Genomic DNA, 12,918 nt, shown 5'->3' with positions numbered 1-12,918 from the left:
CGATGACGAACGGGGACGAGCCGGGGCCGACGCCCCGGCGGGCGTCCGCCTGGGTGATTCTCGCAGTGGTCGCCGCCGCTCTGCTCGTCTGCTGCTGCTCCGCCGCCGTCGGCCTGCTGATCGCCTGGTCGGCCGGCCTCTTCCACGCCCCGACCTGACCGGTCGAGGGCTGACGCCGCGTCGCGGTGGCGTCAGCCCCGGCCGGCCCCCACCAACGCCGCCGCCTCACCGGTCCGCACCATCCGCTGCCAGCGCAGCCGGTTACCGACCAACGCGGTGACCACCGACTGCACCACCACCAGGTACATGAGCTGCCGGTAGACCAGCTGCTGGAACGGCAGCGCCCACAGCGGGCCGTACCGTTCCCGGTCCAGTCGCAGCGCGTACGCGGCGGTGGCCGCTTGGAGCAGCAGCAGTCCCGCCCAGGCCAGGGCGAGGGTCGACCAGGGCAGGAAGAGCAGGCCGTACACGGCGAACACGTCGACCGCCGGCGCGGTGAGCGGCAACACGATCTGGAACACCGTGAGGTACGGCAGGCCACGCCGGCCCAGTTTGCCTCCGGCACCCGACTCGCGCAGCGCGTGCCGATGTTTCCACATCGCCTGCATGGTGCCGTAGCACCAGCGGTAGCGCTGCCGCCAGAGTTGGCGCAACGACGACGGGGCTTCGGTCCAGGCGATGGCCGACTCCTCGTAGACGACCCGCCAGCCGGCCCGGAGCACCTTCATGGTGAGGTCCGTGTCCTCGGCCAGCGTGTCCGACGGCACCCCTCCCACCCGCAGCAGCACCTCGCGGCGGAACGCGCCGATCGCGCCGGGGATGGTCGGCATGCACTCCAGCACGTCGTACATCCGTCGGTCGAGGTTGAAGCCGATCACGTACTCCAGGTGCTGCCAGCGACCGAGCAGCCGACGCCGGTTGGCGACCTTGGTGTTGCCGCTGATCGCGCCCACCGACGGGTCGGCGAAGCCCTGCACCAGGCGGTGCACCGTGTCCGGCTGGAAGACGGTGTCGCCGTCGACCAGCACCAACAGGTTCGCCCGGGCCGCCCTGATGCCGGTGTTCAGCGCCGCCGGCTTGCCGGCGTTGGCCTGCCGGATCACGCGCACCCCGCGCAGTCGCATCCGCTCCACGATGTCGGCGGTGCCGTCGTCCGACCCGTCGTCCACCACGATCACCTCCAACGCCGGGTACGCGCTGGCCATTAGGGAACGAACAGTGGCGGCGATGTTCGCGGCCTCGTTGTAGGCGGGCACGATCACCGACACCGGTACCCGCACCTCAGGACGGTCCCGGCGGGGTCGGCGGACCCGGCGCACGTGCCGCTGGGCGCAGAGCACCTGCACGGCCAGACGCGCCACCCCGAGCACGAGTGCGGTGGCGAGCAGGAAGTTCATCACCTCGGCGGACCAGCGGGCACCGGTCTGGGTCCAGCGCAGTGCGGTTCCGCTCAGCCGGGCACCGGTGCCCGCCTCAACCATCGACGGCGAGGCGTCGATGCCGGCGGAGACGGTGGTGAACCGGTAGCCCTGATCGCCGAGCGCCGGCAGCAGGCGGTCCAGGGCGGCGAGCGTCTGTGCCCGGTCACCGCCGCCGTCGTGCATCAGCACCACAGCCCCCTGGCCCCGCTTCGGGGTGGCGGCCCGCACGATCTGGTCGGTGCCGGGGCGTTGCCAGTCCTTGGTGTCCAGGTCGGTGAGCACCGCGACGTGCCCGGCACTGGCGGCGGCGCGCAACGCGGCGTACTCGGACCCGGTCAGCGCCGTCGGCACCGAGGAGAACGGCGGCCGGAGCAGTGTCACTTCCCGGCCGGTGGCCGACGCGACCGCCTTGCGGGTCAGCGACAGTTCGAGGTCACGCCGCCACGGCGACACCTCGGCGAGGTCGGCGTGGGTGAACGTGTGCGACCCGATCTCGTGCCCCTCGGCGAGGATCCGCCGGAGCAGTTCGGGGTGTTCGTTGACCCGGGCTCCCACCACGAAGAAGGTGGCGTGCGCGCCGTGCCGTCGCAACACGTCGAGGACCTGTGGCGTCCAGCGCGGGTCCGGCCCGTCGTCGAAGGTCAGTGCGATGGTGCGGTCCGGCAGCGCCCGGCTGACCGGTTCCGCACGATCCAGCCGGAGCACCGGGCCACCCGAGCCGACGGCGGCCGGCACGTCCGACGCGGGCCGTGCGGTGGCGTTTCCCGAGCCGCCCGCGAGACCACTCAGCAGGCCGTTGACGGTGAGCGCCGCGAGCAGCAGGAGCAGCCCGAGCAGGAGCAGCAGCCAGTGCGCACGGGGGTCTCGCCGGGCGACGTGTCTCGCCATCATCACTGCGGCTTACCGGGCGACCTGCTCGGCTTGGCGGTCCTGCGGCGCTCGTCGCCACGGCCCGGTTGGTCGGTGGCGGATGGCGTCGGAGTGGCCGTGGCGGTCGTACCGGCCGTCGGGGATCGGTCGCTGGTCGGGGTGGTGCGCGGCAGCGGCGCCGACGTACGGGCCGCCGACGACGGCGACGGCGACTCGGCCACCCGGGGTGGGTTGACGCCGTCCACGCCGGCCTCCACCGGGCGCGTCCCCCGGGAGTCGTCCGACCAGCCGGGCAGCGGCACCGACGTGTCCAGGAAGAGCCCCGCGGCGATCAGGACGAGGCTGGTGAGCAGGCCAAGGCCCATGGCGGTGCCCGCGATGACGGTCAGCCGGCGGCGACGCCCGGTGCCGTCGACGAACACCGGCGGGACAGGGCCCGGTTGACTGTGCATCTGGCAAACTCCCACCGTCACCACGCCGGCAACCGACGTCGGAGACCCGATGGGCCGGGTCTCCGTTGCACACAGCGGCCCCGCCACCAGCGGTGTTACATCGACTCAGGTCGTCCGCAGCTCGTCCAGGGCGGTGCTGACACGCAGGAAGAGCAGGCCGACACCGACAGTCACCAGCACCGCCGCCAGGGCGCCGGCGCCGAGCCACGCCAGGTGCTCCAGGGGTACGGGAACGGCACGCTGCACCTCGGGGAAGTACACGATTCGGGAGTACTGCTCCCGGGTGGCAGGGTCGTCACAGAGCGCCGCCGTGGCGTCGCAGACCAACGTCGACCCGCCACCCGCTGACACTTCCCCCACGAGCCCCCGGCCGAGCAGCGTGCCCACGGTGAGCGCAAGCAGGATCGCGGGCACGGCCGGGGCCAGCGCCTGCCAGGCCACCGAACGGCTCAGCGTGGCCCGGGGCACCCCGGTGGCGACCAACGCGGCGTAGGCGCGTCGGCGGGCAACGATCCCCTCGACCAGCGCGACGATCAGCCCGCCCGTCGCGATCAGGATGGCCACGGCGATCGCGCCGTCGACAAGATCCATCGTCGACAGATAGAAGGGGTTGGCGCCACCGTCGCCCGCCCCGGCGAGTCGGCTCTGCTCCCGGTCGAGCTGATCCTTCGTGGCGAAGTAGGCGCGCTGAGCGGCCGCACCCCCGCCGAAGATCAGGGCGGCGAGCAGCGCGGCGAACGTGCGGCTGCCCGCCCACGGGTCGGCCATCAGCCGGCCCGCCGCGAGCAGCGCCGGGGCACGGCGGGCGTGCCGGCGCAACAACCGCCCGCAGTGGTACGAGATCCAGCCGGTGCCGATCACCACCCCGATCATCGCCGCCAACGCACCCCCCGCGAACAACAGCGGCACCAGCCAGGTCAGCTCTCCGCTGTCGTCGAACTGATTGGCCGCCGGGCGGATCAGCGCGAACGAGGCCACGCCGAACCCGATCAGGAGCCCGGCCCACGGGCCTGGACCGCGCTCGCGGGCGGCCTTCCGGCTCACCCCGAGTGGGCTGGTGGTGACCGTACGCAGCATCAGGGCGGTGGCCAGCGCCGCCACGACCGGCAGACCGAGCACCACGCCGGCCAGCGCGCCGGGCGACGGCAGCACGTCGGTGGGCACTGCCAGTTGACCCCGCGCGTCCGGTCGGTGCAGCAGGTAGCGGCCAACCAGGTAGACACCCAGCCCGACGAACGTGCCGAGCAGAGCGGCCACACCGGTCTCCAGCACCACCAGCCGGGTGACCTGCCCGGGAGTGGCGCCGGCCAACCGGATCGCGGCCAATCGGCGGTCCCGGGCCGGCGCGCCGAGCCGGGCGCACTGACCGGCCAGCGCCAGCACCGGGACCATCAGCATCAGCAGCGCGAACGCCGTACCGCCGCGCAACCCGGGCTCCCGCAGCAACGCGTTGCGGTACTGCTCGGACTGCGCCCAGGCGTCACCGGCCGGTTTCTCGATGGCCAACACGGTGAGCGCCGCGAGCCCGGCCAGGGTCGCCAGCAGGGCGCTGAGCGCGGTGAGCACCACCCGGGCGGTGTCGGTGCGGGTGCCGGCGAGCGCGAGGCGGACCAGCGTCGTCGGCCTCACCGGGCACCGCCGGCCAGCGGGACGTCGAGCCCCAGGCCGGTGTGGTCCACCAGGCCGTCCCGCAGCACGACCTCCCGATCGGCGTACGCGGCGATCCGCGGCTCGTGGGTGACCAGCACGACGGCGGTGCGCTGTTCACGGGCGAGCCGGACCAGTTGCGTGAGGACCTGCTCGCCGGTGAGCGTGTCCAGTGCGCCGGTCGGTTCGTCGGCGAAGAGCACCCGAGGCTCCGTCACCAGCGCCCGCGCCGTGGCGCAGCGTTGCTGCTGACCCCCGGACATCTCCCCCGGCCGGATGTCGGCCACCTCGGCCACCCCGAACCGTTCCAGCCAGGTGAACGCCGCCGTCCGTGCCTCTCGCCGCCCCGTGCCGGCGAGGAGCAGGGGCAGAGCGACGTTCTCGGCGGCGGTCAACTCGGCCACCAGTTGACCGAACTGGAACAGCACCCCGAACTCGGTGCGCCGCAGCCGGGATCGTGCCGCCTCCGACAAGGTGTCGATGCGGTGCCCGCGCCAGGCGACCTCGCCGGCGTCCGGCCGGAGGATCCCGGCCAGGCAGTGCAGCAGTGTCGACTTGCCGCAGCCGCTCGGCCCGGTGACGGCGACGATCTCGCCCTCGGCCACGTCGAGCGTCACGCCGCGCAGTGCGGGCGTCGGGCCGTACGCCCGAACCACGCCGCGAGCCTGAAGTTGCGTCACGGATGCACCTCCCGGTGCCAGTCGGCGACCCGGCCCAGGGTGGCGTGCAGCCACCGCAGATCCGCGTCGAGGTGGGCGATCGCGAAATCGGCCGCGACCACGTCGCTGAGGGTGGCGGCCGGGTCGGCCTTGACCACTGTCAGCTCGCGCAGCCGTGCGGTGTGCGCGGCCCGCTGGGCGATCAGATAGGACTGGGCCCGTTCGACGTCGGCGACCAGCAGCGCCACCACGACCTTGGCGAAGAGCGTGCTGACCACGTACGGCATGGGCGGCTCCACAGTGGACAGCCACTGGTCCAGCGCGTCCCGCCCCTGGTCGGTCAGCGCGTACGCCGTGCGATCCGGCCCGGCCACCCGGTCCTGCCCGGCGGCGGCCACCAGCCCGTCGCGTTCGAGGCGGCCGAGAGTGGCGTAGACCTGCCCGAACGCCAGCGGCCGAGCCCGTGGCAGCCGCTCGTCGTGCGCACGCTTCAGCTCGTAACCGTGCCGGCTGCCCCCAGCGAGCAACCCGAGCAGAACATGCGGCGTGGACACCCCGCCCACTATTCACCCAGCGAATACCCCAGTCAACAACCACCCGCCGAACCCCACCCCACCCCACCCTCCCCGCCCTGCCCCGCCCCGCCCCGCCCGTCGATCATGGAGTTGTGGTGGGTGACAAAGGGCCTGTGTCACGCCAAACCAGGCACCACAACTCCATGATCGACGAGGGCGGGGCGGGGTTAGGGGGTTTGGGGCCAGGTGGGGGTGCGGCCGGTCTGGGTCAGCAGGTGGGCGAGGTTGGGGGTCAGGTCGGGGGTTGGGGTGGGGGTGGGTAGTGGGTCGGCGAAGACGCCCATCTTCCGGGCCGTCGGGCCCAACTGCTCCACCAGTGTGTGCAGCTCGGCCACCGCCTCCGGGGCCGGGTGGTACGGCTGGCCGGTGGCGACGGCGAGGTCCCAGCCGTGCACTGTCAGGTCCAGCAGGGCCATACCGCCGATGGCGGACTGCGGCATGGGCATACGCGGTGACATGCCCTCCACGCTGGACGGGTCCGACCAGGCGACGATCAACCGGCCGGTCTCCACCTCGAAGCGGTCCCGCCAGCCGTCGCCCAGGTGGTCGGGCTTCTCGGCCCACTCCACCTGTCGCTTCTGGGCCAGGTCCTGAAAGTTGACCACCACCTGGAAGAGATGGTTGAGCAGATCACGGACCAGGTAGTCGCTGCACGGTGTGGGCAGGTCCAGTTGGTCGTCGGAGATACCCCGTACGACATCGACGGTTCGCGGCGCGGCGGCCGCCAGCAGCTCGCTAGTCTGAGTGGACATAGGGCCAGCGTATGAGGGTGGTCTTGAACAAATGCGACAGCGACCGCGTGGCGACAGCCGGGGCATTCTCGACCCCGGGCGTCTGCTGCGCGAGGTGCGCTTCCGCCGACACCTGCCGGCGGAGTCGCTGCGCCAGTGGGTCGAGCACTACTGGTTGATCGACTGGAGGTTGAGCGCGCCGTTCGAGCAGCGGATCGTGCCGCACCCGGCGGTGAACGTGGTGTTCCAACGGGACGACGACGGGCCCGAATCCGGCGAGGTGGCCGGGGTGGGCCGCGACCTGTTCCGGATCACGCTCAGCGGCACCGGTCGGGTGTGCGGGGTGCAGTTCCGCCCCGGCGGCTTCCACCCGTTCTGGCGCCGGCCGGTCAGTGAGCTGACCGGCCATAGGGTGCCGCTGCCCGCCGGCCGGCTGACCCGCCCGGACGTTCCGGTGTGCCCGAACAGGTCAGCGGGGCCACCCGCCTCGGCGGCCAGCGACGACGAGCGCTGCCGGGCACTGGACGCCCTCCTCACCGCCTGGCAGCCGGAGCCGGACCCGATGGCCGAGGAGGCCGTACGGCTGGCCGAGGCGATCCGTACCGACCGGACGGTGCTGCGCGTCGACGACTTCGCCGCGCGACACGGCGTTCCGGTCCGCCGGTTGCAGCGACTCTTCCTTGAGTACGTGGGGGTCGCGCCGAAGTGGGTGATCCGCCGCTACCGGCTCCAGGAAGCTGTCGAACAGGCCGCCGGTGGGCCGCTGAGGTGGGCCGACCTCGCCGCCGACCTCGGTTACAGCGACCAGGCCCACCTGGTCCGCGACTTCACCGCCGTGGCCGGGGTGTCCCCCGCCGCGTACGCCCGCTCGGTGCGCTGAGGAAGCCCGAAAGGTGACGGATCAGCGGCGGCGCAGGACGACAACTGCGACGTCGTCCTGGATCTCCGGTGGGGCCAGCTCCACCAGCAGTCGGGCGCAGAACTGGTCCAGGTCACCGTCGACCGTCGCGGCGCTCGCGGCCAGCGCGGCCAGCCCCTCGTCGATGGTGGCGTCCCGCCGCTCGATCAGCCCGTCGGTGTAGAAGACCAGCGTGGCTCCGGCCGGCACCACGAATTCCAGGTCGGCCGGGCGCGGCGCGCGGACGCCGAGCAGCGGCGCGGAGTGCTGCACGAACTCGACCTTGCCATCCATGATCATCAGCGGCGGAAGGTGCCCGGCACTGGCCAACCGGACCCGTCCGGTCGGCGGGTGCAGCAGCAGTACGCAGAGCGTCGCCAACTCGTTCGGCAGCAGGGTCCGCATCAGCTCGTTGACCCGGTGCAGGATCTCGCCGGGCTGGTGGCCCTCGACCGCGTACGCCCGCACCGCGTGCCGCAGCTCGGCCATCACGGTCGCCGCGTGCAGCGAGTGGCCGGCGACGTCCCCGATCGCCAGCAGCAGGTGCCCGTCGAGCATCACCAGCTCGTAGAAGTCGCCGCCCACCTCGGTCTGCGCGCTGGCCGGCTCGTAGCGCACCGCGAGGTCCAGGCCGGCAACGGTCGGCAGCCCGCGCGGGAGCAGGCTGCGTTGGAGGGTGACAGCGATCCGGTGCTCCTCGTCGAACGAGCGCTGCCCCTCGACGGCCGCCGCCACCGCCTGAGCCAGCTGCTTGAGCACCGGGGTCCGCGCGGTCTGGGTGGCGGTCGGGACCACCACGTACAGCGGGGCCCGGTCCTCGCGCAGTCGGGCGGCGGCGACGGTCACCGTGTCGTCGGTCGGCCAGTCGACGAGCGCCCAGTTCGCCGGGGCCTCCACCCGGACCGTGGCGCCGGTGGGCACCCCGGTGTCGTCCACCACCCACGGCACCACGGCGGCCACCGCGCCGGGGCCGGCGCAGACGCCCGCGAGGCAGTCACCGTCGAAGGTTTCCGCGATCACCGCCGCCGGGCTCTTGAAGATCTGGGCGGCGCCCTCGGCAGCGGCCTCCAGCAGGCGCGCGAAGGTCGGCGCGGCGTGCACCGCGACGGTCGTGTCGGCCAACCCGAGCAGCCGCTCGGCGAGCAGTTCGGCACGCTGCCGCGCCTGGTAGTAGCGCAGCACCGCCCGGGTGGTGGCGATCAGCTCCTCGGGCTCGATCGGCTCGGTCAGGTACGCGTCCGCGCCCCGGGTCAGCCCCTGGGCGCGGTCGGCCACGTCCACGGCGTGCGCCGACACGTGGATGACCGGCATCGCCGGATGCCGCGCCTTGATCTGCTCGCAGACCTCGTAACCGCTCAGATCGGGCAGCCGGACGTCGAGGACCACCAGGTCGATCCGGTCCACCTCGACCCGAGCCAACGCCTCGGCGCCGTTCTCGGCCTCCAGCACTGTGAACCCGGCCCGGGTCAGCCAGCTGACCAGCAGGTAACGCTTGGTACGACTGTCGTCGACCACCAGGATGGTTGTCGGCATGCCGTCCACGCGGTCACGCCCCACCGGTGGGCAGGGAGACGGTGAATGTGCTGCCCTCGCCGGGCGCGCTGGTCAGCTCCAGTGAACCGCCGAGCAGCGTCACCAACCGCCGGGCGTACGGCAGGCCGAGGCCGGTGCCGCCGACCCGGGTGGCTCCGGGGACCTGGTAGAACTCCTCGAAGATCCGGTCGTGCAGCTCAGGAGGGATGCCCGGCCCGGTGTCGCTGACCTGGAACTGCCAACGGTCGCCGTGTTGACTGGCCCGCAGTCGCACCTCGCCGCGCTCGGTGAACTTCAACCCGTTGTGCAGCAGGTTGCGCAGCACCTGGCCGAGCAGCACCTCGTCGGTGCGCAGCAGGGCCGGCCCGGTGGGCTCCTCCACGACCAGCTCCACCCCCGGGCGGGTGGCCAGGGCGCGCAGGGTGCCGCGCAGTTGACCGAAGACCGGCCGCAGGTCGACCTCGGCCAGGTCCGGCTCGATCCGGCCGGACTCCGCCTTGGCCAGGTCGAGGAGTTCGTTGACCAGGCCGAGCAGGTCCGCCGCCGAGGAACGGATCAGGTCGATCTGGCGGCCCTGCTCGTCGGTGAGCGGGTCGGAGGCGGAGTCGGTGAGCAGCCGCCCCAGGCCGATGATCGCGGTGACCGGGGCGCGCAGCTCGTGACTCACGTTGGCCAGGAACCGGCTCTTCGACTCACTCGCCGCCCGGAGTTGGGCCGACTTCTCGTCCAGCTCGGCGTAGAGGGCGACGACACCCCGGTTGGTCTCCTCCAACTCCTCGGTGAGCTGGTTGTAGAGCGCCAGCACGCCGCGGTTGGTCTCGGCCAGCTCCTCGTTCAGCACGGCCAGCTCGTCGCGCTGACTGCGCACCTCGTCCAGTGCGGCGATGAGCTGCCCGTTCTGCACTGTCAACTCGTCCAGCGCGCTGCCCGGCGCGGTGCGGCCGAGTTCGGTACGGAACTCGGCGAGCCGCTCCGGGGTCGGCGTCGGCGCGTTGGCCGGGACTCGTCGGGACATCCGTACGACCGTAACCCCCTCGACGGTCAACACGCTCAGTGTGTCGACCAGTCGGGACACCGCGCCGGACTGCGGTTCGTAGCGATCGTCGGGCAGCGGGGACACCGGGGCCAGGTCGGCGCGCAGGCGGAACCGGCCGTCGGCACCCGCGTCGACGTGGAAGGAGACGTCCGCTCCCCCGGTCGTCCGCAGCAGGTCCCGGGCGACCTCGCTGAGCGCGGTGGCGATCCGCACCTGGTCCTGGTGTTCCAGGCCGACCACGGCGGCCACCTCGCGCCCCCGCTGACGGATAACGAAGATGTCCTGCTCGACCCGCAGTGCCATCTGGAGCAGCGGCAGCGCGGCCGGCTCCCCGATCATGCCCACGACCTCGCGACCAGTACGCAGGCGTCGTCACGTCGCACACCCGCGTCACGGAGCAGGGTCGCCGCCATGACCAGCGGAGATCGCTCTGCCAGGCCCGGGTAGTCGGTCATCCGCCACCGGTCGACCACCCCGTCGCTGTGCATGACCAGCCGGGCGCCGGGACCGAACGGGTAGTCGTACTCCCGGATCGTGGGCCGTTGGTGGCCGGCGATGCCGGGCAGCGACACCAGCCCTCGGCGGCGGCCGTCACCCTCGACGACCACGCCGGCGATGTTGCCCAGGCCGGCATAGTGCAGCACCCCGGCCTCCGGCAGCAGCTCGCCGACGGCGAGCGCGGCGCCCCGGGTGTGCGACATGCTCCGGTGCAGGTGACCGACCACCATCGCCGGTGGGCCGGCCGGGGCGTCGCGGAACGCGGCGAGCGCCGCCTCGGTGGCGGCCCCGGCCAGCGGGCCGTGCCCCAACCCGTCACTCACCAGCACCTGGTGCCGCCCGTCGACGACCCGCACGGCGTAGCCGTCGCCGCTGATCGTCTCACCGGTCAGCGGACGCGTGAGGGCGCCGGCCCAGGACGGCCGTGCGGCCTCGGCCGGCCACACCTGCACGGCGAGGACGGTGCCCCGGCCGGGCAGCGAGTATCCGTCGAACCAGCTGGCCTGCCGGACGATGGCCCCCAGACCGATGCCGAGTGTGCCGGTGGTGGAGTGCCCGTCCTGGGACGAGACGGTCAGGTCGGCCATGCCGGGCCCGGAGTCGATGGCCAACAACTCCACCCCGGCCTGCCCGGCGCGGCGTACCGGCCGGAGCAGCAGGACGCCCTCGTCGGCGTGCTTGACCAGGTTGCTGGTCAGCTCGGCCGCGACGATGGCCAGGTCGGCGATGCGTGCCTCGCCCATTTCCACCTGTGCGCCGAGGCGTTCGGCGGCCCGCCGGACGGCGCTCGCCGCGCTGCTGGCCTCCACCCGGAACCAGATGCCACTGTCGGTGACAGCGTCGCCGTTCACCTGGACCACTTGGTGACCGTGATCCGCGTACCGGCCTCCGCTGACGTCTCGATCTGGAACTCGTCGACCAGGCGTCGCGACCCGCTGAGCCCGAGGCCGAGGCCGCCGCCGCTGGTGTAGCCGTCGGTCATGGCCAGGTCGAGGTCGGCGATGCCCGGCCCGGAGTCGGCGAACACGATCTGCACGCCCTTGCGTCGGCCGTTGTCCACGACAGTCACCTCGACCGAACCGCCACCGCCGTACACCAGGGTGTTGCGGGCCAACTCGCTCGCCGCGGTGACCACCTTGGTCTGGTCGACGAGGGACAGCTTGACGGTCACCGCCACGGCCCGGACCAACTGCCGGACGCGCACCACGTCCTCATCGCTGCGGACCGACTGCGCCTGTGGCTGGCCCAGGTCGATGCCCGCGGTCACGGCGTGGCCGTCTCGGCGTCCGGATCGTCGTCGAGCTGGTAGTCGAGCTCGTCGGCGTGGGCCGCCGCGATCAGCTCCATGCCGCGCTCGACGTTCAGCGCGGTACGGATGCCGTTCAGTGACAGCCCGAGTTCGACAAGGGTGATGGCGACGGCCGGACGCATCCCGACCACCACCGTCTCCGCGTCCAGCACCTTGGAGATCGAGGCGATGGTGGAGAGCATCCGCCCGACGAAGGAGTCGACGATGTCCAGTGCCGTGATGTCGATGATGACGCCGTGGCAGCCGGTGGCGACGATCCGCTCGGCCAGGTCTTCCTGGAGCGCGACCGCCGTCTGGTCGGACATGTCGAGCTGGATGGAGACGAGCAGGATGTCACCGATCTTGAGGATCGGCACCCTCTCCATCAGGCGTCCCGACGCGGCTGGCGGCGAGCGGTCTCCACCCCGTTGAGCCGCAGCACGTGGCGCAACGCGTCGGCGAGGCTCGCCTTGGTGGCGATGTCGCCGAACTCGATGCCGAGCGCCACGATGGTCTGCGCGATCTGCGGGCGGATGCCGGAGATGATGCAGTCGGCGCCCATCAGTCGGGCGGCCACCACGGTCTTCAGGATGTGCTGGGCGACCTGGGTGTCCACCGCCGGTACGCCGGTGATGTCGATGATCGCGTACGGCGAGCTGGTGTCGACCAGGGTCTGGAGCAGCCGCTCCATGACGACCTGGGCCCGGGCCGAGTCCAGGGTGCCGACCAGCGGCACGGCGACGACGCCCTCCCAGAGCTTGACCACCGGCGTGGACAGCTCGAGCAGCTGCTCGGCCTGGTCGGCGATCAGGCTCTCCCGGGTGCGGACGAAGCTCTCGAACGTGAACAGCCCCATCTCGTCGACCAGCTTCGAGAAGGCGACGTAGTCCGGGAGCGCGTTCGGGCCACCGGTCTCCTGCACCAGCTCGGCCAGCACGTCCTTCAGCGCGAAGATGCTGACAGTGGTCTCGGTGGCGGAGAAGCCCTGCCGGGCCCGGCCACGAGACAGCTCGGAGAGCGCGGCGCGCAGTTCGGCGGCGTTCTCGGCGGACAGGTCGATGATGCCCTGCTCGCCGGTGGAGACGATGGCGCGGTGCAGGTCCTGGACCTGTCGGCGCAGCTCCGCCTGGCTCAGCCGGCCACGCAACGAACTGGTGACGATCTCGGTCCATCGAGTCGTGACCCGTTCGTCCTGCCTGCTGAGCAGCGCGGCGAGCCGACCACTTTCTTCGGCGCTCAACGCCATTTCGAACCCCCTTGACCTGGACCGGGCGGACTCTATCACCGGGGTCTGATCAACTACTTGCCCC

At 72.2% G+C, this 12,918-nt stretch carries 14 protein-coding genes; 2 read left to right on the top strand and 12 right to left on the bottom strand.

Features of this window, described 5'->3' with window-relative positions:
• The first annotated feature begins 2 nt into the window (after positions 1 to 2).
• A complete protein-coding gene (locus IW249_RS10790) occupies positions 3 to 158 on the top strand; it encodes a hypothetical protein (protein ID WP_196920605.1) in 156 nt (51 codons plus the stop codon).
• Between the two features lie 33 nt (positions 159 to 191).
• On the opposite strand, the gene IW249_RS10785 is transcribed toward IW249_RS10790, so the two are convergent.
• From IW249_RS10785 to IW249_RS10760, 6 genes are all read right to left on the bottom strand, one after another.
• On the bottom strand, positions 192 to 2,312 hold the full coding sequence (locus IW249_RS10785) for a bifunctional polysaccharide deacetylase/glycosyltransferase family 2 protein (protein ID WP_231392477.1): 2,121 nt from the start codon (positions 2,310 to 2,312) through the stop codon (positions 192 to 194).
• A complete protein-coding gene (locus IW249_RS10780) occupies positions 2,312 to 2,743 on the bottom strand; it encodes a superantigen-like protein SSL4 (protein ID WP_196920604.1) in 432 nt (143 codons plus the stop codon). Before IW249_RS10780 ends, IW249_RS10785 begins: the two co-directional genes overlap by 1 nt.
• A gap of 105 nt (positions 2,744 to 2,848) precedes the next feature.
• On the bottom strand, positions 2,849 to 4,372 hold the full coding sequence (locus IW249_RS10775; protein WP_196920603.1) for an ABC transporter permease: 1,524 nt from the start codon (positions 4,370 to 4,372) through the stop codon (positions 2,849 to 2,851).
• Positions 4,369 to 5,070 carry an ABC transporter ATP-binding protein gene (locus IW249_RS10770; protein ID WP_196920602.1) on the bottom strand — a complete coding sequence of 234 codons (702 nt, stop codon included), beginning with the start codon at positions 5,068 to 5,070 and terminating at the stop codon, positions 4,369 to 4,371. Before IW249_RS10770 ends, IW249_RS10775 begins: the two co-directional genes overlap by 4 nt.
• Positions 5,067 to 5,603, bottom strand: a complete 537-nt coding sequence (locus IW249_RS10765; RefSeq protein WP_196920601.1) for a PadR family transcriptional regulator — start codon at positions 5,601 to 5,603, stop codon at positions 5,067 to 5,069. The genes IW249_RS10770 and IW249_RS10765 overlap by 4 nt, the downstream gene beginning before the upstream one ends.
• A 188-nt stretch (positions 5,604 to 5,791) precedes the next feature.
• Positions 5,792 to 6,376: a TIGR03086 family metal-binding protein gene (locus tag IW249_RS10760; protein WP_196920600.1), complete on the bottom strand. Its 585-nt coding sequence runs from the start codon at positions 6,374 to 6,376 to the stop codon at positions 5,792 to 5,794.
• 31 nt (positions 6,377 to 6,407) lie between these two features.
• On the opposite strand from IW249_RS10760, the gene IW249_RS10755 reads away from it, so the two are divergent.
• Positions 6,408 to 7,235, top strand: a complete 828-nt coding sequence (locus tag IW249_RS10755) for a helix-turn-helix domain-containing protein (protein ID WP_196920599.1) — start codon at positions 6,408 to 6,410, stop codon at positions 7,233 to 7,235.
• A 21-nt stretch (positions 7,236 to 7,256) separates the two neighbouring features.
• Here IW249_RS10755 and IW249_RS10750 read toward each other — a convergent pair whose 3' ends face one another.
• From IW249_RS10750 to IW249_RS10725, 6 genes are read right to left on the bottom strand one after another with little or no spacing between them, the layout of a single operon-like run.
• Positions 7,257 to 8,786, bottom strand: a complete 1,530-nt coding sequence (locus IW249_RS10750; RefSeq protein ID WP_196920598.1) for a SpoIIE family protein phosphatase — start codon at positions 8,784 to 8,786, stop codon at positions 7,257 to 7,259.
• 13 nt (positions 8,787 to 8,799) lie between these two features.
• Positions 8,800 to 10,161, bottom strand: a complete 1,362-nt coding sequence (locus IW249_RS10745; protein ID WP_196920597.1) for a sensor histidine kinase — start codon at positions 10,159 to 10,161, stop codon at positions 8,800 to 8,802.
• The gene (locus tag IW249_RS10740; protein WP_196924731.1) at positions 10,158 to 11,171 is read right to left on the bottom strand and encodes a SpoIIE family protein phosphatase; all 1,014 of its coding nucleotides are present in this window, start codon (positions 11,169 to 11,171) and stop codon (positions 10,158 to 10,160) included. The genes IW249_RS10745 and IW249_RS10740 overlap by 4 nt, the downstream gene beginning before the upstream one ends.
• Positions 11,168 to 11,587, bottom strand: coding sequence for an anti-sigma regulatory factor (locus tag IW249_RS10735; RefSeq protein ID WP_196920596.1), 420 nt, complete (start codon positions 11,585 to 11,587; stop codon positions 11,168 to 11,170). Before IW249_RS10735 ends, IW249_RS10740 begins: the two co-directional genes overlap by 4 nt.
• Positions 11,584 to 11,994 carry an STAS domain-containing protein gene (locus IW249_RS10730; RefSeq protein WP_196920595.1) on the bottom strand — a complete coding sequence of 137 codons (411 nt, stop codon included), beginning with the start codon at positions 11,992 to 11,994 and terminating at the stop codon, positions 11,584 to 11,586. Before IW249_RS10730 ends, IW249_RS10735 begins: the two co-directional genes overlap by 4 nt.
• The gene (locus IW249_RS10725) at positions 11,994 to 12,854 is read right to left on the bottom strand and encodes an STAS domain-containing protein (RefSeq protein WP_196920594.1); all 861 of its coding nucleotides are present in this window, start codon (positions 12,852 to 12,854) and stop codon (positions 11,994 to 11,996) included. Before IW249_RS10725 ends, IW249_RS10730 begins: the two co-directional genes overlap by 1 nt.
• Positions 12,855 to 12,918 lie beyond the last annotated feature (64 nt).

Source organism: Micromonospora vinacea (assembly GCF_015751785.1).
GTDB lineage: Bacteria > Actinomycetota > Actinomycetes > Mycobacteriales > Micromonosporaceae > Micromonospora > Micromonospora vinacea.
The sequence above is the reverse complement of the archived record's forward strand: the minus strand, read 5'-3'. Positions and strand labels throughout refer to the sequence as shown.

Excerpts from the sequence above, each read along its gene's own strand:
- IW249_RS10790 (WP_196920605.1), top strand. The coding sequence starts at position 3 with ATGACGAACGGGGACGAGCCGGGGCCGACGCCCCGGCGGGCGTCCGCC.
- IW249_RS10745 (WP_196920597.1), bottom strand. The coding sequence starts at position 10,161 with ATGATCGGGGAGCCGGCCGCGCTGCCGCTGCTCCAGATGGCACTGCGG.
- IW249_RS10760 (WP_196920600.1), bottom strand. The coding sequence starts at position 6,376 with ATGTCCACTCAGACTAGCGAGCTGCTGGCGGCCGCCGCGCCGCGAACC.
- IW249_RS10730 (WP_196920595.1), bottom strand. The coding sequence starts at position 11,994 with ATGGAGAGGGTGCCGATCCTCAAGATCGGTGACATCCTGCTCGTCTCC.
- IW249_RS10750 (WP_196920598.1), bottom strand. The coding sequence starts at position 8,786 with ATGCCGACAACCATCCTGGTGGTCGACGACAGTCGTACCAAGCGTTAC.
- IW249_RS10755 (WP_196920599.1), top strand. The coding sequence starts at position 6,408 with ATGCGACAGCGACCGCGTGGCGACAGCCGGGGCATTCTCGACCCCGGG.
- IW249_RS10785 (WP_231392477.1), bottom strand. The coding sequence starts at position 2,312 with ATGATGGCGAGACACGTCGCCCGGCGAGACCCCCGTGCGCACTGGCTG.
- IW249_RS10780 (WP_196920604.1), bottom strand. The coding sequence starts at position 2,743 with ATGCACAGTCAACCGGGCCCTGTCCCGCCGGTGTTCGTCGACGGCACC.
- IW249_RS10725 (WP_196920594.1), bottom strand. The coding sequence starts at position 12,854 with ATGGCGTTGAGCGCCGAAGAAAGTGGTCGGCTCGCCGCGCTGCTCAGC.